At 73.7% G+C, this 17,333-nt stretch carries 18 protein-coding genes; 15 read left to right on the top strand and 3 right to left on the bottom strand.

What is annotated here, in order from left to right; translation table 11 throughout:
• Positions 1-26 precede the first annotated feature (26 nt).
• On the bottom strand, positions 27-1,115 hold the full coding sequence (locus ACZ466_RS12775; RefSeq protein ID WP_378292619.1) for a hypothetical protein: 1,089 nt from the start codon (positions 1,113-1,115) through the stop codon (positions 27-29).
• Positions 1,116-1,256: 141 nt separating this feature from the next.
• On the opposite strand from ACZ466_RS12775, the gene ACZ466_RS12770 reads away from it, so the two are divergent.
• Positions 1,257-1,904, top strand: coding sequence for a TetR/AcrR family transcriptional regulator (locus tag ACZ466_RS12770; RefSeq protein ID WP_378292617.1), 648 nt, complete (start codon positions 1,257-1,259; stop codon positions 1,902-1,904).
• Here ACZ466_RS12770 and ACZ466_RS12765 read toward each other — a convergent pair.
• A complete protein-coding gene (locus ACZ466_RS12765; protein WP_378292615.1) occupies positions 1,901-2,542 on the bottom strand; it encodes a TetR/AcrR family transcriptional regulator in 642 nt (213 codons plus the stop codon). The two genes, ACZ466_RS12770 and ACZ466_RS12765, sit on opposite strands and share 4 nt — an antisense overlap.
• Before the next feature lie 91 nt (positions 2,543-2,633).
• Between ACZ466_RS12765 and ACZ466_RS12760 the strand changes: the two genes are divergently transcribed.
• Positions 2,634-3,563 (top strand): oxygenase MpaB family protein, encoded by a 930-nt coding sequence (locus ACZ466_RS12760; protein WP_378292613.1) that lies wholly within the window; start codon positions 2,634-2,636, stop codon positions 3,561-3,563.
• Between the two features lie 660 nt (positions 3,564-4,223).
• On the opposite strand, the gene ACZ466_RS12755 is transcribed toward ACZ466_RS12760, so the two are convergent.
• Complete coding sequence (locus ACZ466_RS12755; protein ID WP_378290938.1) at positions 4,224-4,874, bottom strand: TetR/AcrR family transcriptional regulator; 651 nt, start codon at positions 4,872-4,874, stop codon at positions 4,224-4,226.
• A 109-nt stretch (positions 4,875-4,983) separates the two neighbouring features.
• On the opposite strand from ACZ466_RS12755, the gene ACZ466_RS12750 reads away from it, so the two are divergent.
• From ACZ466_RS12750 to ACZ466_RS12690, 13 genes are read left to right on the top strand one after another with little or no spacing between them, the layout of a single operon-like run.
• On the top strand, positions 4,984-6,156 hold the full coding sequence (locus ACZ466_RS12750) for an acyl-CoA dehydrogenase family protein (RefSeq protein WP_378290936.1): 1,173 nt from the start codon (positions 4,984-4,986) through the stop codon (positions 6,154-6,156).
• Positions 6,153-7,067, top strand: a complete 915-nt coding sequence (locus ACZ466_RS12745) for a VOC family protein (protein ID WP_378290934.1) — start codon at positions 6,153-6,155, stop codon at positions 7,065-7,067. The genes ACZ466_RS12750 and ACZ466_RS12745 overlap by 4 nt, the downstream gene beginning before the upstream one ends.
• A complete protein-coding gene (locus tag ACZ466_RS12740) occupies positions 7,067-7,918 on the top strand; it encodes an alpha/beta fold hydrolase (protein ID WP_378290932.1) in 852 nt (283 codons plus the stop codon). Before ACZ466_RS12745 ends, ACZ466_RS12740 begins: the two co-directional genes overlap by 1 nt.
• A gap of 12 nt (positions 7,919-7,930) precedes the next feature.
• Positions 7,931-8,422, top strand: a complete 492-nt coding sequence (locus ACZ466_RS12735; protein WP_378290930.1) for a flavin reductase family protein — start codon at positions 7,931-7,933, stop codon at positions 8,420-8,422.
• A gap of 55 nt (positions 8,423-8,477) precedes the next feature.
• Positions 8,478-9,653, top strand: a complete 1,176-nt coding sequence (locus ACZ466_RS12730) for an acyl-CoA dehydrogenase family protein (protein WP_378290928.1) — start codon at positions 8,478-8,480, stop codon at positions 9,651-9,653.
• Positions 9,650-10,555 (top strand): isocitrate lyase/PEP mutase family protein, encoded by a 906-nt coding sequence (locus tag ACZ466_RS12725; protein WP_378290925.1) that lies wholly within the window; start codon positions 9,650-9,652, stop codon positions 10,553-10,555. The genes ACZ466_RS12730 and ACZ466_RS12725 overlap by 4 nt, the downstream gene beginning before the upstream one ends.
• The gene (locus tag ACZ466_RS12720) at positions 10,545-11,894 is read left to right on the top strand and encodes an FAD-dependent oxidoreductase (RefSeq protein ID WP_378290923.1); all 1,350 of its coding nucleotides are present in this window, start codon (positions 10,545-10,547) and stop codon (positions 11,892-11,894) included. The genes ACZ466_RS12725 and ACZ466_RS12720 overlap by 11 nt, the downstream gene beginning before the upstream one ends.
• Positions 11,891-12,673, top strand: a complete 783-nt coding sequence (locus ACZ466_RS12715) for an SDR family oxidoreductase (RefSeq protein ID WP_378290921.1) — start codon at positions 11,891-11,893, stop codon at positions 12,671-12,673. Before ACZ466_RS12720 ends, ACZ466_RS12715 begins: the two co-directional genes overlap by 4 nt.
• Positions 12,674-12,704: 31 nt before the next feature.
• Complete coding sequence (locus ACZ466_RS12710; protein WP_378290919.1) at positions 12,705-13,313, top strand: cysteine hydrolase family protein; 609 nt, start codon at positions 12,705-12,707, stop codon at positions 13,311-13,313.
• On the top strand, positions 13,310-14,734 hold the full coding sequence (locus ACZ466_RS12705; RefSeq protein WP_378290917.1) for an FAD-dependent oxidoreductase: 1,425 nt from the start codon (positions 13,310-13,312) through the stop codon (positions 14,732-14,734). The genes ACZ466_RS12710 and ACZ466_RS12705 overlap by 4 nt, the downstream gene beginning before the upstream one ends.
• Positions 14,731-15,531 carry an aspartate/glutamate racemase family protein gene (locus tag ACZ466_RS12700; protein WP_378290915.1) on the top strand — a complete coding sequence of 267 codons (801 nt, stop codon included), beginning with the start codon at positions 14,731-14,733 and terminating at the stop codon, positions 15,529-15,531. Before ACZ466_RS12705 ends, ACZ466_RS12700 begins: the two co-directional genes overlap by 4 nt.
• A complete protein-coding gene (locus ACZ466_RS12695; RefSeq protein WP_378290913.1) occupies positions 15,528-16,835 on the top strand; it encodes an FAD-dependent oxidoreductase in 1,308 nt (435 codons plus the stop codon). The genes ACZ466_RS12700 and ACZ466_RS12695 overlap by 4 nt, the downstream gene beginning before the upstream one ends.
• A gap of 18 nt (positions 16,836-16,853) precedes the next feature.
• On the top strand, positions 16,854-17,324 hold the full coding sequence (locus ACZ466_RS12690; protein WP_378290910.1) for a hypothetical protein: 471 nt from the start codon (positions 16,854-16,856) through the stop codon (positions 17,322-17,324).
• The last annotated feature ends 9 nt before the right edge of the window (positions 17,325-17,333 follow it).

Raw genomic sequence — 17,333 nt, 5'->3', positions numbered from 1 at the left:
CTGGGGTGGGAGGAGATGAGGCCGGATCAGGAACGCGGCACCCTGGCCGACAGGGTCCGGATGTGCTCGATGAGGCCGAGGGAGCCCGGGACGGTGCGCCCGAGCGACTCGGGCAGGGCGAGCAGGCCGACGTCCAGGATGAACGGGTCCACCACGTGGAAGGTGCGGTCGAGCCCCGGCCGCTCGCCCTTCAGGCCCTCGGGCGTGGCGAGCAGTGAGGACGGGCAGGTCGCCCTGGTGGCCTCCGGATAGGAGAACAGGCCGGAGGTCCGCCACTTCGACAGCGTGAGCGTGCTCATGCAGCCGTAGGTCTCCTCGCGGGTCACCCGTCCGACCACGCCCTGCCAGGTGCCGTCGCCCTTCACCACGCCGCCGAGCAGGGTGGCGGTGCCGTCGGGTTCGTGGGAGACGCCCCATTCCCAGCCGGAGTAGCTCTGGTCGAGGACGTTGAACTTGCCCCAGTTGTGGTCGTGGTAGCCGCGCCAGCCGTCCACGCTGATCGGGGACGAGGCGCCGGGCGGGCGGAGCCAGCCTTTGACGCGGCTGGTGGCCACGGGCGCGGACCAGTACATGTCCTGGCCGTTGTCGTACTTGATCGGCCCGCCGGTCACGCCCGGCAGCGCGTCGTCGAACCAGATGTCGGCCTTGGCGAAGGTGCCGGTCCACTTCAGGTGGTAGGCGCGGCGCCGCTCGTCGTAGACCAGGCTGCCGGCGCTGCTGCGGACCTCGGGGCCCTCGGTCGCCGTCACCTTGGCGGTCGGCTCGGGGAGCACCAGCTTGGCGCCCTCCTCCGGGTACCAGAAGATCACGGCGGTGGGGAGGGGCGCGGTGAACAGCATCGCGATGAACGTGCGCTTGGTCTCCGGATCGATGACGTGCGTGTACCACCACTCGGTGGTGGAGCCGGGGTGCGGCCCGTCGTCGGAGGGCTCGGCGAGCTTGCCGGGCACCTGCGTGAGGTCCGAGCCGGTGATGTCGGTGGGCGGGATCTCCCAGGCGGCCCGGGGCGGGGCGGGCGGGGCCTCCGCCCGCGCGGCGGCCGGTGCCGGGGAGAGGGCGGCCAGCGCCGTGACCGTGAGAGCGAGTGCGGCGATGCCGGTTCTGGGACGTACCACGTTGAGCCTCCTTGGCCGAGCCCCCGTGACGTCCGGCTCCCGCGGTGAGCCGTGGACCGAGTGTGATTCGGTTAAGGAGGGCTGTCAAGCACAGTGTCGACACACTGTCCGACATGCCGTCCGAGCGGGTACGCTGCGGCCATGTCCTCCACCACGCGAGCGCGCGGGAAGGTCCGGGAGCGGCGCGAGGACGTCCGGCGCCGCGTGCTGCGGACGGCCGCGGAGATGATGGCCGACGGGACGCCGTACACCGAGCTGCCCGTCCAGCGCATCGCCGAGCGGGCCGGGGTCGCCCGGTCCACCTTCTACCTGCACTTCCCGGACAAGAGCCGGCTGCTGATCGCGCTCGCCGAGGAGGCCGTCGACGCGCTGTTCGGCGAGGCCGTCGTCTGGTGGCGGGCCGACCACTCCGGCGGGGAGGAGGACGTCGCCCGCGCCATGCGGCAGATGATCGCCGCGTACCGCGAGCACCGCCGCGTCCTGCACGCCCTCGGGGAGGTCGCCGGCTACGACCCCGACGTCGCGGGCTTCTGGCGCGACCGGATGCGGGGGTTCACCGAGGTCGTCCAAGGCCGGCTCGACGCCGAGCGGCGCGCGGGCACGGTCGACCCCGCGATGGACACGCCGACGACCGCGCAGGTGCTGATCTGGACGGTGGAGCGGACCATCTCGGCGCACTGCCACCACGACGAGGGCCCGGGGGACGACCGGATCGCCCGCACCCTGGCCCGCTCCATCTGGCTGATCATCTACGGCGTCGCCCCGCCGGCCCCGACCGACCGGCGCTAACCGCCGCGCGGGAGGTGCGCCTCGGCCGTGGCGTGCAGGGAGAGTGAGAGGTCGACGGCGCGGTCGACGACGGCGTCCAGGTCGTCGCCGAGGCGGCCGTCCGCCCACTGCTGGGCCAGCTCGGTCATGGCGCCGGTGAACATGGTGGCGGCGACGACCACCACGAGCGGCGGGTCCTGGACGGCGCTCATCGCGAGCACGCCGTCCAGCAGGGCGGTCTGCGCGGCCCGGCGGCGCTCGGCCAGGACCTCGTTGCCGCGCGCCTCGACGAACAGCACCCGGCCGCGGCGCGGGTCGTCGCTGATGAAGCGCAGCACGGCGCGGATGCCCGCGCGGGTGCGCGGGCCGGGGCGGGGGCCGGCCTCGCCGAGGGCGGTGGCGAGGACGTCCGCGAGCGCGGTCGCCTGCTGGTCGTAGACGGCGGCGAGCAGCTCGCCGGTGTCGGCGAAGTTCTCGTAGAAGTAGCGGGTGTGCAGCTCGGCCTCGCGGCACACCGCGCGGACCGTCAGCGCCGCCTCGCCCCCGTCGCCGAACAGCCGGAACGCGGCCCGGACGAGCATGTCGCGCCGCTCGTCGCGGCGCCGGGCCGGGGGGATCCCCGCCCACCGGGTCGACGTGGCCGTCCGGACGCTCGCCATGGCGGTCACCCTACCAAGACTGGACACGGGCGTACCCAGACGCTTACCTTTCTGGATACAGCCGTATCCAGAAATGGTTTGGGAGATCCGGATGCCACCGAACGACAACCTCCTCGCCCGGCGCTTCGAGCGGTCCTTCGACGCCGACATCCGCTCCAGGTTCTTCAAGGGCCTGGAGTTCGCCGGACCCGAAGGCGACCCGGGATGGTTCGGCCCCGGAAGCGCCGTCTGGTACGTCCACTCGCACCTGCCCACGCTGATGCTCGGCCTGGTCGCCGCCGCCTACATCGAAGGGCTCGACCCGAGCATCAGCTGGATGGCCTACGACCACTCCCGCATCCCCGAACGGGTCGACGGCGTCCCCACCGGCGGCATCGACCCCGAGGGCGCCGCCGTACGGCTCGGGCACTCGCTCTCGTTCTTCATCGGCACCGCCTACGGCTCCACCGCCACCGCCGAGCGCCTGGCCCGGACCGTCCGCGCCATGCACCACACGGTCAAGGGCACCCGTCCCGACGGGCTGCCCTACGACGCCGACGACCCCGACTGGCTGAGGTGGAACTACGCCACGGTCGTGTGGGGGCTGGCGACCGCGCACGAGCGCTACCACCGCCGCCCGCTGCGCGGCGCCGACCTGGAGCGCTACTACGGCGAGTTCGTCCGCGTCGGCGAGGCCCTCGGCGGGACGGACCTGCCCGCCACCAAGGCCGAGACCGCCGAATGCCTGGAGTCCTACCTGCCGCGCCTGGCGGTGACCCCGATCAAGGCGTTCGGCACCGGGCCCAACCTCCGCGACAGCAAGGCCAAGCCGTGGGAGCCCGGCAGCCCCTTCATGGACTGGGCGGCCCGCGACATGCTCCCGGGATGGGCGCAGAAGCTCGCCATGTACCAGCCGCCCAACCCGGCGGCGCTGCGGCTGCGCCGGGGCGCGCTGTGGGCGGCGCTGAACGGCCTGCACGACGCCACCGGCCCGCTGCCGGAGTTCCGGCGGGCCAAGGCCCGGGTCGCGGGCGGCGTCTAAGCGCTTATTGCATGCGCGAGCTGCGCTCCTCGCCTGGCGGCTCGTCGCTTGTCGCGCCTGCGGCGATCGCTGCATCGCTCCGAACTCGCCTGGCGGCTCGCTCCGCGATCAGGTTCTCGCTCCGCTCGAACCTGCCTCCGGACGCGATCGCAACGCCTGGGCGACCGTTCGGGGCTGGGCCGACAGCTGAGGTGGTCTCCAACCGAAAAGCCCCACCCCATGCCGGGTGACATGCCGCTCGTCAGGGTGTGCGGCGATCGCCGCATCGCTCCGAACTCGCCTGGCGGCTCGCTCCGCGATCAGGTTCTCGCTCCGCTCGAACCTGCCTCCGGACGCGATCGCAACGCCTGGGCGACCGTTCGGGGCTGGGCCGGCAGCTGAGGTGGTCTCCAACCGAAAAGCCCCACCCCATGCCGGGTGACATGCCGCTCGTCAGGGTGTGCGGCGATCGCCGCATCGCTCCGAACTCGCCTGGCGGCTCGCTCCGCGATCAGGTTCTCGCTCCGCTCGCACCTGCCTCCGGACACGATCACAACAGTTGACAGGATCGCCGGGCGCAGTGGCTCGCCGGACGCGGTCGCGACCACCTCGCCCTCGGGCGTGACCAGCACGCCCTCCGATGTCGACGCCGAGCAGCAGGTCCATGGACCCGTCATGGACTCAGAGGTCGGCGGCGACCTCGCGGGCGAGCCGGTCGGCGACCGAGTCGAGGGCCAGGGCCAGCAGCTCCTGGAGGGCGTCGATGTCGAGGGTGTCCGGTTCGGCCGCGGACATCGCGTACAGGCCGTCCGAGGCGGCCATGTTGAGACGGGCCAGCAGCGCGGGCACCTCGGGACGGCGTTCCAGCAGGTCGGGTGGGAGGACGGCGGCCCACCACTCGCCCATCGCGGCCAGCATCTCCTCGCGGATCCGCTGGAAGCGGGCGCGGGCGGCGGGCTCCTCGGCGCGGCGCTCCAGCAGCAGCATCAGCCCGAGCCGCATGAACTCGGGACGTTCGGCGAAGCTCTGCCCGGCCTCGCGCAGCGCCCGGCGCAGGTGGTCGATCCGGTCCGTGCCGGGCTCGGGCGGCTCCCAGCGGGGGCGGTCGGGCAGCCACTCCCGGTAGCTGTGCTCGATCACCTCGGCGAGCAGCTCGTCCTTGCTGCCGAAGTGCCAGTAGACCGAGCTGGCGGGCAGCCCCGAGCGCTTGGTCACCAGGGCCACGCTGGTCCCGTCGTAGCCGCGCTCGGCCGAGATCTCGGCCGCCGCGCGCAGGATCCTGCGCCTGGACTCCGCGCTGTGCTGGGTGCGCCTGTCGGTTTTGGGTGCCACGGACCTCTTGCTATCACACCGCGTCGCGGCGTACGTTTCGGCTACGCGAAAATCCTGTAGCGATTACTACAGGGTGGAGCACCCATTACAGATCCGAGAGGGGTCGTCCATGACGATCGCTGACCGGGTGCGGGCGCTGGCACCGGAGCTGGCGGCGGAGGAACGCCTCGCCGCACGCGACCGCGCGCTGACCGGCACCACCTGGAAACACCTGCTGGAGACCGGCGTCCTGCGCGCGCTCCAGCCCGCCCGCTGGGGCGGCGGCGAGGCTCCGCTCCCCGACTTCCTCGACGCCGTCTTCGAGGTCGCGCGGGTCGCGCCCGCGGCCGGCTGGGTGGCCGGCGTCATCGGCTCCCACCCCTGGCAGTCGGCGATGTTCGCCGAGGAGACCCAGGCCGAGCTGTGGGGCGAGGACCCGTCCCGCATGCTGTCGTCCTCGTACGCGCCCACCGGCACCGTCGTCCCGGTGGACGGCGGCTACCGGGTCTCCGGCCGCTGGTCGTTCTCCTCCGGCTGCGACCACGCGCACGGCGTGATCCTCGGCGGCAACGCCGGCACGATCGAGGCGGACGGCCAGACCTTCCCCGACTACGGCTCACTGATCCTGCTGCGCGACCAGTACCGCATCGACGACACCTGGCACACCTCGGGACTGAGGGGCACCGGCAGTAAGGACATCGTGGTCGAGGACGCGTTCATCCCCGCCCGCCGGTTCCTGTCCCACCTGCGCTACGAGTACCGGCCCGACGTCAAGGCGCCCGGCCAGGAGAGCAACCCGGGCCCGCGCTACCGGCTGCCGTGGGCGACGCTGTTCAACCTCGTGCTGGTGGCGCCGACGCTGGGCATGGCACAGGGCTTCCTGGACGAGTGGACCCGCATCACCCGCACCCGTAAGGCCAACTGGGGCGGCACGGTCGGCGAGGACCCGCTCGTCCAGAAGCACCTGGCCGACGCGTACTGGACCCTGGACGCCGCGATCGCCAAGATGCGCGCCGCCGCCGTCGCCATCACCGAGGCCGGCGAGACCGGGCGGCACATGGAGAAGGGCGAGCGCGCCCGGCTGCGCTGGGACGTCAACCGCGGCTGCGAGCTGGCCGGCGACGCGATCGGCGACCTCTACCGGATCTCCAGCGGCCGGGTCGCCTATCTCGACCACCCGCTGCACTCCCGCTATCAGGACATCGTCGCCGCCCTCGGCCACGCCTTCCTCGTCCCCGACGCTGTCGGGCTCGCCTACGCCGCCCGCGAGCTGGGCGCGACACCCCTGGAGGTCCAGCTGTGATCCAGTCGCTCGACTACATCGGTTTCTCCTCGCCCGGCTTCGCGGAGTGGCTGTCGTTCGGTCCCGAGGTGCTCGGCATGCAGGTCGCCTCGCGCGGCGCGGACGGGACGGTGCGGCTGCGCGTGGACGACGCCGACCACCGCCTGACGATCCATCCCGGCGACGAGCACGCCCTGGAGTACCTCGGCTGGGGCGTGCGCACCCCCGAGGCGCTCGCGGAGGTCGCGGGGCGTGTCCGCGACCAGGGCATCGCCGTCCACGAGGGCGATCGGGAGCTGGCCGGGGAGCGCGGGGTGGCCGGGCTGGCGTGGTTCGTCGACCCGTTCGGCAACCGGCACGAGCTGTCGTGGGGGCAGCACCGCCACCCGGGGTCGTTCCGCCCGGGGCGGGCCATGGCGGGCGGCGGTTTCGTCACCGGGTCCCAGGGGCTCGGCCACGCCGTCCTGGTGGTGCCGGACCTGGCGGAGGCGAACGCGTTCTTCACCGGTGTGCTCGGCTTCAAGCTGTCGGACCGGATCGTCGACCCGCCGCTGAACGCGCAGTTCTACCACGTCAACGGGCGGCACCACTCGCTGGCGATCGCCGAGGTGCCGGGCGCGAGCGGCTTCCAGCACCTGATGGTCGAGGTGGCCTCGCTGGACGACGTCGGCATCGCCTACGACCTGTGCGAGGAGCGGGACGTGCCCGTGGTGCTGACCCTGGGCCGGCACACCAACGACCGGACGACCTCCTTCTACCTCTACACGCCCGGCGGGTTCCACCTGGAGTACGGCCACGGCGGCGTGGTCGTGGACGACGCGCTGTGGGAGCCCGCCACCTACACCAGCACGAAGATCTGGGGCCATCGCGGCACGAAGCATCGCGACGTGCTGCCCTTCGCCATCTTCAACCAGCCGAAGGAGAGCGCCTGATGCCCGCCGCGATCACCACGAGCGACGTCCGCGCCGGGGACCGCACCCTGCGCGTCAGCACGGCCGGCGACCCGTCGGCCACGCCGCTGCTGTTCCTGCACGGTTCGGGGCCGGGCGTCACCGGCCTGTCGAACTGGGAGCGGCTCATCGGTGACCTGGGCGACCGCTACTACTGCGTCGCCCCCGACACGCTCGGCTTCGGCGACTCCGACCACCCGAACCCGCCGCCGCGCGGGATGGCCGCGTTCACCGAGCTGCGGGTGGCGGCGACGTGGGCGCTGCTGGACGCGCTGGGCCTGGAGAAGGTCATCCCGGTCGGCAACTCCTACGGCGGGCAGATGTCGCTGGCCATGACGCTGGAGCGGCCGGAGCGGATCGAGAAGGTGATCCTCATGGGCAGCGGCGGGATGCCCGATCTCAAGCCGCTGCCCGGACTGGTCAAGCTGATCGACTTCTATGACGATCCGACCGAGGAGGCGATGGCCGAGCTGCTGTCGCTGTTCGTCCACGACCCGGCCGCGTTCGGCGACCGGCTCAGGGAGATCGCGGCGGCGCGGATCCCGCGGGCCACCCGCGAGGACGTGCGCCGCTCGCACCTGGCCACCTTCGACTTCTCGGCCGGGGGCCGGATCGGCTGGCAGCCGGACGAGCTGGCGAGGATCGAGCAGGAGGTGCTGGTGATCGCGGCCCGCGAGGACCGGATCGTCCCGCCGGAGGTCAGCCTCTACCTGTCGCGGAACATCCCGAACGCGCGGCTGCACGTGGTGCCGAACTGCGGGCACTGGAGCCAGATCGAGTACCCGGAGATGTTCGCGCGGCTGGTCGACGGCTTCGTGCGCGGCGCGTTCTGAGAGGGGCGTCCGATGTCAGAGATCGATCCGGAGGCCATGCGGCGGGTGCTCGGCCACTACCCGACCGGGGTCGTGGCGGTGACGGCCGTGCACGAGGGGGAGCCGGTCGGCATGGCGGTCGGCTCGTTCACCTCCGTGTCGCTGCGGCCCGCCCTCGTGGGCTTCTTCCCGGACGCGGGGTCGACGACGTGGCCGCGGATCCGGGCGGCCGGGCGGTTCTGCGTCAACGTGCTGGGCGAGGACCACCAGGAGGTGTGCCGGCTGTTCGCGACGCGGGGCGCCGACAAGTTCGCGGCCCTCGGCTGGGAGCCGGGCGCCACCGGCTCCCCGGTGCTGGACGACGCGATCTCCTGGATCGACTGCCGGCTGGAGCGCGTGCAGGAGGCGGGCGACCACTTCCTCGCCCTCGGCCGCGTGGTCGACATGGGGGTGAAGGAGGCCGGCGGCCCGCTGATCTTCTACCGGGGCGGGTACGGCGGCTACCGCGCGCCGCTCGCCTCCTGACCCCCCTTTTTTCTTGCTCGAAGTACGGGCCTTCGCGTGCCCAGAAAGGATCGCCATGTCACTCGCCGAAGCCGTACGGGCCGCCGGGCCCGTCCTCGCCGCGGAGGACGCGGCGGGCGCGCGGCAGCGCCGGCTCACCGACCTCGCCTGGAAACAGCTCGTGGACACCGGCGTGCTGCGCGCCCTGCAGCCCGCCCGCTGGGGCGGCGCGGAACTGCCGCTGGCGGAGTTCCTCGACGCCGTCGTCCAGATCGGCCGGGCCTCCCCGGCCGCCGGCTGGGTCACCGCCGTCATCGGCGTCCACCCCTGGCAGATCGCGCTGTTCCCCGAGGAGACCCAGCGGGAGATCTGGGGCACCGACCCCGACCGCGCCGTGGCCTCCTCCTATACGCCCACCGGCACCGTCGAACCGGTCGACGGCGGCTACCGGGTCTCCGGCCGCTGGTCGTTCTCCTCCGGCTGCCTGCACGCCGACGGGGTGATCCTCGGCGGCATCGCGGGAGGGCGCACCTGGAACGGCACGCCCGTCCCCGACTTCGTCTCGGTCATCCTGGACCGCGACCAGTACACGATCGAGGACACCTGGCACACCGCCGGGCTGGCCGCCACCGGCAGCAACGACATCGTGGTGGACGGCGCGTTCGTCCCCGCCCGCCGCGCGCAGTCGCACGTCGACTACACCTACCTGCTGGGGACGCCGCTGCCCGGCCGCGAGGTCAACTCCGGCCCGCTGTACCGGCTGCCCTGGGCCGTCGTCTTCAACGCGATCATCGCGGCGGGCGCGCTCGGCGCCGCGCAGGGCTTCGTGGACGCCTGGACCGAGGCCACCCGCGGCCGCCGCTCCAACTACGGCGGCATGCTCCGCGACGACCCGCTCGTCCAGTTGCACGCCGCCGAGAACGCCTACGTCGTGGACGCCGGGCTGCTCAAGCTGCGGCGCGTCGCCGACGAGCTGACGGCCGTCGCCGAGTCGGGTGAGTGGCCGGACCGCGCGCTGCGTGCCCGGCACCGCTACGACCTGGCCCGCGCAGCCCAGGACGCGGGGGCCGCCGTGACCCGGCTGATGCGCGCCTCGTCCGGTCGCACCGCCTACACCGACCACCCCCTGCACCGGCGGTTCCAGGACGTGACCGCCGCGATCGGGCACGCGTTCCTGCTGGCCGACCCGCTCGGCCAGGCGGCCGGCGCGCTTGCCCTGGGCGCGGAGAACTCTCCGGCGGTGCACCTGTGAGCCACGCCGTGCTGCCGGGCCCGACCCCGGAGGAACGCCGCGCCGCCCTGCGCGCGCTGCTCGCGTCCGGCCGCACCGTGATCGCGCCCGGCGTCACCGACGCCGCCGGGCTGCGGCTGGTCGAGGAGGCCGGGTTCGAGCTGGCCTACCTGACCGGCGCCGGGCTGGCCAACGCCCAGTTCGGGGTCCCGGACGTGGGACTGATCTCGCAGCGCGAGGTCGCCGACCACGTCCAGCGGCTCGCCGGGGCCACCGGCCTGCCGCTGGTGGTGGACGCCGACACCGGCTACGGCGGGCCGCTGTCGGTCATGCGGACCGTGCGGCTGCTGGACGCGGCCGGGGCGGCGGCGATCCAGCTGGAGGACCAGGTCCTGGACAAGCGCTGCGGCCACTTCGACGAGCACCACCTGGTCTCCGCCGCTGAGATGACCGGGAAGATCGAGGCCGCCGTGGCGGCCCGCGGCGCCACCGGCCCGCTGATCATCGCCCGGACCGACGCGCGCGGCGTGCTCGGCCTGGACGCCGCGATCGACCGGGCCCGCGCCTACGCCGCCGCGGGCGCCGAGGTGATCTTCGTGGAGGCGCCGCGCACCGTCGAGGAGATGCGGACGATCGGCCGCGAGCTGGCCGGGGTCCCGCTGGTCGCCAACATCGTCGAGGGCGGCAAGACGCCCGAGCTGAGCGTGGCGGAGCTGGAGGAGCTGGGGTTCGGCGTCGCGCTGTTCGCCAACTACCTGATGCGCAGCATGATGCACGCCGGCCGCGACGCGCTCGCGCACCTGCGTGCGAAGGGGGAGACCCGCAGCCGCGCCGAGCTGCTGCTGCCGTGGGCCGACCGGCAGTCGCTGTTCGGGCTCGCCGCGTACACCGAGATCGAGCGGAGGTACGCGGGTGAGCGCTGAGGTCGTCGCCGTCGGCGCCGGGCTCGCCGGGCTCGCCGCCGCCGTGGCCGCCGCCGAGGGCGGGGCGCGCGTCACGATCCTGGAGAAGCGGCCGGAGATCGGCGGCAGCACCGTGCTGAGCGCCGGCCTGTCGGCGTTCGCCGGGACCGATGAGCAGGCCGTCGCCGGGATCGCCGACGACCCCGCGACGCTCCGCCGCGACCTGCTGGAGACCGGGCGGCACCGCAACGATCCGGCCCTGGTGGAGGTCTACTGCTCCGACCAGCTCGCCACCTACCGGTGGCTGCGCGGGCTCGGGATCGTGTACGGCGAGGTGCACGCCGCGTCCGGGCAGAGCGTCCCGCGCTCGCACCCGACCGACACCCGCGTCCTGGTCCGCACGCTCCTGGACCGGGCCCGGTCGCTGGGCGCGGCGTTCCGGCCCGGCACCGGGGCGCACCGGCTGATCGTCGAGGACGGCGCCGTGCGGGGCGTCCGCACCACCGGGGGCGAGGAGCTGCGGGCGGACGCGGTCGTCCTCGCGTCCGGCGGCTTCTCCCGCAACCCCGAACTGCTGGACCGGTTCGCCCCGCGGATGGGCCGCGCGCTGCGCGGCGGCGCCGAGGGCAGCACCGGCGACGGGCTGCTCATGGCTTGGAAGGCGGGCGCCGGAGTGATCGACACCCCGTACATCAAGGGCACCTTCGGCATCCATCCCGACCCGGACGGGGCCGAGGGCGGCACCGGCATCCTGGCGATCTACAAGGGCGCGATCGCGGTCGACCGGTCCGGGCGCCGGTTCGTGGACGAGTCCCTCCCGTACAAGGAGGTCGGTGACGCCTGCCTGGACCGGGACGGCGGCATCGCGTTCCAGATCTTCGACGCGGCCGTCATGGAACGTTCCGACCCGTCCGTGCCCATCTACGACTTCGCCGCCCGCACCGGCAACGGGCTCCTGCACACCGCGCCGACCCTCGCCGAACTGGCGCGCGACATCGGAGTCCCCGCGGACGCGCTGGAGGCCACGGTCGCCGAGTACAACGCGGCGATCGAGAGCGGCCGGCCCGACCCGTTCGGCCGGGCCACGCTGTCCGGCGGCGTCGGCGCGCCCGTCCCTATCGCGGTCCCGCCGTTCTACGCCCACCCGTCCACGGCCGTCGTGCTGGCCACCTACTGCGGACTGACGATCGACCCGGACATGCGGGTCCTGGACGTGTTCGGCGAGGTCATCCCTGGTCTCTACGCCGCCGGGGAGGTCGTCGGCGGCCTCCACGGCGCCGGGTACGTCACCGGGACCTCGATCGGCAAGGCCGCCGTCTTCGGCCGCCGCGCCGGGCTGCGCGCGGGAGCCGCCGCATGACCGGGGACATCTTCGACCTGACCGGCCGCCGGGCGCTGGTCACCGGCGCCGCGCGCGGCGGGCTCGGCGCGCACGCCGCCCTCGCCCTGGCCCGCCGCGGCGCCGAGGTCGTCGTGGCCGACCTGCCCGCCCGCGGCGCCGACCTGGACGCCACCCTCGGCCTGCTCCAGGAGTCCGGCGCCCGCGCCCGCGCGCTGCGCTTCGACGCCACCCGCGAGGACCAGGTGGAGGCGCTGGTCGCGCACGCCGCCGACCCCGACGGCAGGCTGGACGTCCTGATCAACGCGGCCGGGGTGATGCTGCGCCGGGAGGTGTTCGCCACCTCCCTGGAGGAGTGGCGGCGCGTCCTGGACGTCAACCTGACCGGGACCTGGCTGCTCAACCGGGCCGCCGGGCGCCGCATGGTGGAGCGGCGGCGCGGCGCGATCGTCAACTTCTCCACCGTGTACGCCGAACGAGTCGGGCCCGTGCCCGAGTCGGCGTACTACGCGTCCAAGGCCGGGGTCGGCAACCTCACCCGGTCGATGGCGGCCGAGTTCGGCCCGTACGGCGTCACCGTCAACTGCCTGGCCCCCGCCGTGTTCTACCCGACCGAGATGACCGCGCCGCTCGGCGACGACCCCGAACGGCTCCGCTGGATGACCGAGCGGACGATGCTCGGCCGGCTCGGCGTCCCCGGCGAGGACCTGGACGGCCCCCTGCTGCTGCTCGCCTCCGACGCCGGCCGCTACATGACCGGCCAGATCGTCTACGTCGACGGCGGCTGGTCGGCGTGGTGACCCGATACCCCCAGGAAGAAAGGTGCATGAGATGACCGGCGGACGTACCGCCCTGCTGATGCTCGACTACCAGGTCGCGCTGTGCGAGCGCGGCGAGCACATGCGCATGCCCGCGCTGGTCGACCAGGTCGAACGGCGCGGCGTCCTCGCCGCCGCCGAGAAGACCCTGGCCGCGACCCGCGACGCCGGACTGTACGTGGTGCACGTGCGGCTGGCGTTCGACCCGTCGTACGAGCTGCGCACCAACCGCTCGGCCCGCTTCGACGCCTACCCGCGCGAGCGCGCCATGCTCCGCGACGCCCCCGGCGCCCGCATCGTCAGCGCGCTGGCGCCGCTGCCCGCCGAACCCGTCGTCGACAAGGGCGGCGTCGGCGCGTTCACCGGGACCCCGCTGCTGGAGATGCTGCTCGGCGCGGGGGTGCGGCACGTCGCGCTCGGCGGGGTCGCGACCAACCTGGTCGTGGAGTCCACCGCCCGGCACGCCGTGGACAGCGGGCTGGCCGTCACCGTGATCGAGGACATGTGCGCCTCGTTCGACCCGGCGCTGCACGACTTCGCCGTGGAGAAGATCCTGCCGATGTTCGCGGAGGTGCGCTCCGCCGCCGCGTTCACCGCCGACCTGGGCGGGGACCGCCGATGACCGCTCACGACGTCGTGGTGGCGGGCGCCGGGATCGCCGGGCTCGCCGCCGCCGTGGCCGCCGCCGAGGCGGGCGCCCGGGTGGTGGTGGCCGAGCGGGCGCCGCGCTCCGACAGCGGCGGCAACACCCGGCACACCGAGGCGTTCCTGCGGATGAAGTCGCTCGACGAGGTGTCCGACGACTTCGAGGAGCGGCTCCTCGGCGACTTCATGGGCCACCCCGACCCGGGCCTGCTGGTCGAGTCGCTGCGCGATCCCGCGACCTGGTCGGCGCCGCTGCGGTCGATGAGCGTCGCCGACCCGCGCGCGGTCGCGACGCTGGCCGAACGCGCCGGGCCCACGCTGCGCTGGATCGCCTCGCACGGCGTCCGGTTCGAGCGGCTCGCGACGCCGTTCCTCACCACCTCCACCACCCGGCTCATGCCGGTCGGCGGCGGGCTCGCCCTCGTCGAGGCGCTCACCGCGGCGGCGGAGCGGCTGGGCGTGCGGTTCGCCTACGAGACCACGGCCCGCTCCCTGATCATCGAGGACGGCGCCGTCACCGGGGTGGTCACCTCCCGCGGCGCCGAACTGCGCGGCCGGGTCGTCCTGGCCTGCGGCGGGTACGAGGGCAACCCCGAGCTGATGGCCCGCTACCACGGGCGCGGCGGCCGCCACACCCGCCCCGTCGCGCGCGGCGGCCACTACAACAAGGGCGACGGCCTTCTGATGGGCCTGGCCGCGGGCGCCGCCACCGCCGGGGACTTCGCGCTGTTCCACGCCGAACCCGTCGACCCCCGCTCCGGCGCCGCCGAGGCCGCGATCTTCTCGTTCCCGTACGGGATCCTGGTCAACCGGGAGGGCCGCCGCTTCACCGACGAGGCGCCCGGCCCGGTCGACGCCTGGTACGAGCGGGTCGCCCGCCGCGTCCACGACCAGACCGACGGCATCGGCTTCGCCGTCTTCGACGCGGGCAGCGCCGAGGTGCCCAACCTGTCCGCCGCCGTCCGCACCGACCAGCCGCCCGTCACCGCCCCCACGCTCGACGCGCTGGCCGCCGCGCTCGACATCCCGGCGGACGCGTTCGCCGAGACGGTCGCCGCGTACAACGCGGCCTGCCGGGACGGCGAGTTCCGTCCCCTCGAACCGGACGGCCTGGCCACCGCCGGGCTCGTCCCGCCCAAGTCGAACTGGGCGCGGCCGATCGCGACGGGCCCCTTCCACGCCTACCCGATCATCGCGTCGAACGTCTTCACCTTCGGCGGGCTCAAGACCGGCGACCGCGCCGAGGTCCTGGACGGTGACGGCGTCCCGATCACCGGGCTGTACGCTGCGGGCGAGCTGACCGGGCTCTACTACACGAACTACACCGGATCGACGTCCGTGCTCCGCGGCGCGGTGTTCGGGCGCATCGCCGGGACCGAGGCGGCGGGGAGCCGATGACGAGGATCTGGCACCAGAGCTTCACCGTGCTGGACGACGTGCCGCACTACCGGGACGCGCTGCGCCGCCACCTGGACGCCGTGGCCCGTCCCGGCACGACCGTCGAGCTGCACGGGATGGCCCCCGGCACGTACCCGGGCTCGTACCCGGGCGTCCACATCGGGCACCTCTACCTGACCAACCTGCACCGGGAGCAGTTCGTCCGGGCGGCGCTGGAGGCCGAGGAGCGGGGCTACGACGCGTTCTTCATCGCGACGATCCCCGACACCGGCTTCGAGGAGATCCGCACGCTGGTGGACATCCCGGTGGTGGCGTTCGGGAACGCGTCGGTGGCGTTCGCGGCGACACTCGGCTCGCGGATCGGCATCGTCAACTTCATCGCCGCCCTCGAACCGCAGCTGCGCCGGAACATGGCCGCCTACGGGCTCGGCGCGCTGGTCGGGCCGATCGTCCAGGTGGAGACCGCGTTCACCGACGTCATGGCCGCGTACGCCGACCCAGGACCGCTGGTCGAGGCGTTCCGCCGCGCCGCCCGCACGGCCATCGCCGAGGGCGCGGACGTCATCGTCCCCGGCGAGGGACCGCTCAACGTCTTCCTGGCCGACCAGGGCATCTCCCGCGTCGACGACGTACCGGTCATCGACTCGCTCGGCACCGGACTGGCGCTGGCCGAGACCCGCGCCGCCTTCCACCGCAGGACGGGCCTGCACCCGCCCCGCACCGGCCTCTATTTCTCCAAACCCGACCCGGCCATGGTGAAGGCGGCCCGCGCGTTCTACCACGGAGCGAGCGCATGACGTTCGACGACCAAGTGGACGTCGCGGTCCTCGGCGGCGGGGCGTGCGGCCTCGTCGCCGCCCTCCGCGCCGCCCGCGACCCCGGCCTGGTGGTCGCCGTCTACGAGAAGAGCACCCGCGAGGGCTGCAACACCCGCTACTCCAGCGGCAGCCTCGCCGCGGGCGGCACCCGCTACCAGCGGGCCGCGGGCATCGACGACTCCCCGGGACGGCATGCCCGCGACATCCTCGCGGTCAACGGCGACCCCGCGTCCGCCCCGATCGTGAACGCGCTGTGCCGCGTCGCGCCCCGCTACGTCGAATGGCTGGCCGACGACCTCGGCCATCCCGTCGAACTGGGACTCGACATGGCCCGCGCCGGGCAGAGCGTCCCGCGGCTCCACACCGACACCGGCCGCGCCGGGGGCGCCCGGCTGATGGAGACGCTCCGCCGCGCCGCCGAGGCCGCGCCCAACATCGCCTTCGTCGACAACGCCCCGGGCATCGGCCTGATCAGCCGCAACGACGCGGTCGTCGGAGCCGAGGTCCTGGAGAACGGCGTCAAGCGCCGCGTCGGCGCGGGTGCCGTCGTCCTCGCCGCCGACGGGTTCGCCAACAACCCCGCCATGATGGCCGAGCACTGCCCGGAGGCCGAAGGCGCCTTCTACGGCGGAGTCAGCACCAGCACGGGCGACGCCATCGGCTGGGGCCTCGAACTGGGCGCGGCCGTACGGAACATGGGCTCCTTCCTGGGGCACGGCCTGGTCGTCCAGGGACACGGCACGCGCCTCAACCCCGTCCTGCCCTTCCTCGGGGCCGTCCTCGTCGACGACCAAGGCCACCGCTTCGTCGACGAGAAGGCCCAGGGCTACTCCAAACTGGGCCGCATCATCGCCGACCGCCGCGCCGTGCTCATCTGGGACCAGCCCATGCACGAGACCGCGATGCACTCGGAACTCATGCGCGAGTCCGAGACCGCGGGCGCGTTCACCACCCACCCCACCCCCGCCCACCTGGCCGCCGCCTACTCCCTGCCCGACCTGACCCTCCCCGCCGACTTCACCCCGCCCCTCCGCGCGGGCAGGGTGACCAGCGGAATCCTCACCACCCAGGGCGGCCTCCTCGTCGACCCCCGCGGGCGCGTCCAGCACCGCACCGGCGGCTGGATCAAGGGCCTGTACGCGGGCGGCGGCTCAGCGTGCGGGATCTCCGGACCGTCCAGCGAGGGCTACATGTCCGGCAACGGCCTCCTGGCGGCCCTCGGTTTCGGCTGGCTGATCGGCGACCACCTCGCCGCCCGCGAACGTGGCATCATGGCGGGGTGATGATCTACCGAAAGGCCGATGCCGCGTAGGCGTCCCGGCGCCCTGCGCGCCCCCCGGCGGCCCCGCCCGATCACCTGGGCCGGTGACCTGGAACGCGTCGACCGCCTGTCGATCGACGCCAGCGCCGCCGTCCACCTGGCCGAACGCCTCTCTCCCGACGCCGACGTCCGCCCCGGCAAAACGGCCCACCGCCTGCACATCTACCGCTCCTTCCTGCGGCAACCGGGCAACCGGCTGAGGCTGGTCACCTCGCTGATGCCGTCCTGCCCCGGCTGCCAGGACGACGACGTGGCCGTCGCCAGGGACGGCCTGGAGGCCGTCCTCGAAACCCTCCCACCCTGGGCCCGCCGCGAACTGTCCCGCCTCCTCGCCGACCTGGACGCCGAATTCGCCCGCCGCACCCTCCCCACCTTCGACCCGTCCCGCCGCCTCGACTGGGAGGGCAACCCCACCCCCTGGTGGCACCACCGCGCCTACACCGACGACTGACACGCATGG

The organism is Actinomadura rugatobispora (assembly GCF_055379765.1).
This window is presented reverse-complemented; position numbering and strand designations above follow the sequence as displayed.

Coding starts and splice junctions, on each gene's coding strand:
- ACZ466_RS12765 (WP_378292615.1), bottom strand. CDS start 2,542: ATGGCGAGCGTCCGGACGGCCACGTCGACCCGGTGGGCGGGGATCCCC.
- ACZ466_RS12770 (WP_378292617.1), top strand. CDS start 1,257: ATGTCCTCCACCACGCGAGCGCGCGGGAAGGTCCGGGAGCGGCGCGAG.
- ACZ466_RS12690 (WP_378290910.1), top strand. CDS start 16,854: ATGCCGCGTAGGCGTCCCGGCGCCCTGCGCGCCCCCCGGCGGCCCCGC.
- ACZ466_RS12705 (WP_378290917.1), top strand. CDS start 13,310: ATGACCGCTCACGACGTCGTGGTGGCGGGCGCCGGGATCGCCGGGCTC.
- ACZ466_RS12730 (WP_378290928.1), top strand. CDS start 8,478: ATGTCACTCGCCGAAGCCGTACGGGCCGCCGGGCCCGTCCTCGCCGCG.
- ACZ466_RS12695 (WP_378290913.1), top strand. CDS start 15,528: ATGACGTTCGACGACCAAGTGGACGTCGCGGTCCTCGGCGGCGGGGCG.
- ACZ466_RS12710 (WP_378290919.1), top strand. CDS start 12,705: ATGACCGGCGGACGTACCGCCCTGCTGATGCTCGACTACCAGGTCGCG.
- ACZ466_RS12735 (WP_378290930.1), top strand. CDS start 7,931: ATGTCAGAGATCGATCCGGAGGCCATGCGGCGGGTGCTCGGCCACTAC.
- ACZ466_RS12740 (WP_378290932.1), top strand. CDS start 7,067: ATGCCCGCCGCGATCACCACGAGCGACGTCCGCGCCGGGGACCGCACC.
- ACZ466_RS12700 (WP_378290915.1), top strand. CDS start 14,731: ATGACGAGGATCTGGCACCAGAGCTTCACCGTGCTGGACGACGTGCCG.
- ACZ466_RS12715 (WP_378290921.1), top strand. CDS start 11,891: ATGACCGGGGACATCTTCGACCTGACCGGCCGCCGGGCGCTGGTCACC.
- ACZ466_RS12750 (WP_378290936.1), top strand. CDS start 4,984: ATGACGATCGCTGACCGGGTGCGGGCGCTGGCACCGGAGCTGGCGGCG.
- ACZ466_RS12760 (WP_378292613.1), top strand. CDS start 2,634: ATGCCACCGAACGACAACCTCCTCGCCCGGCGCTTCGAGCGGTCCTTC.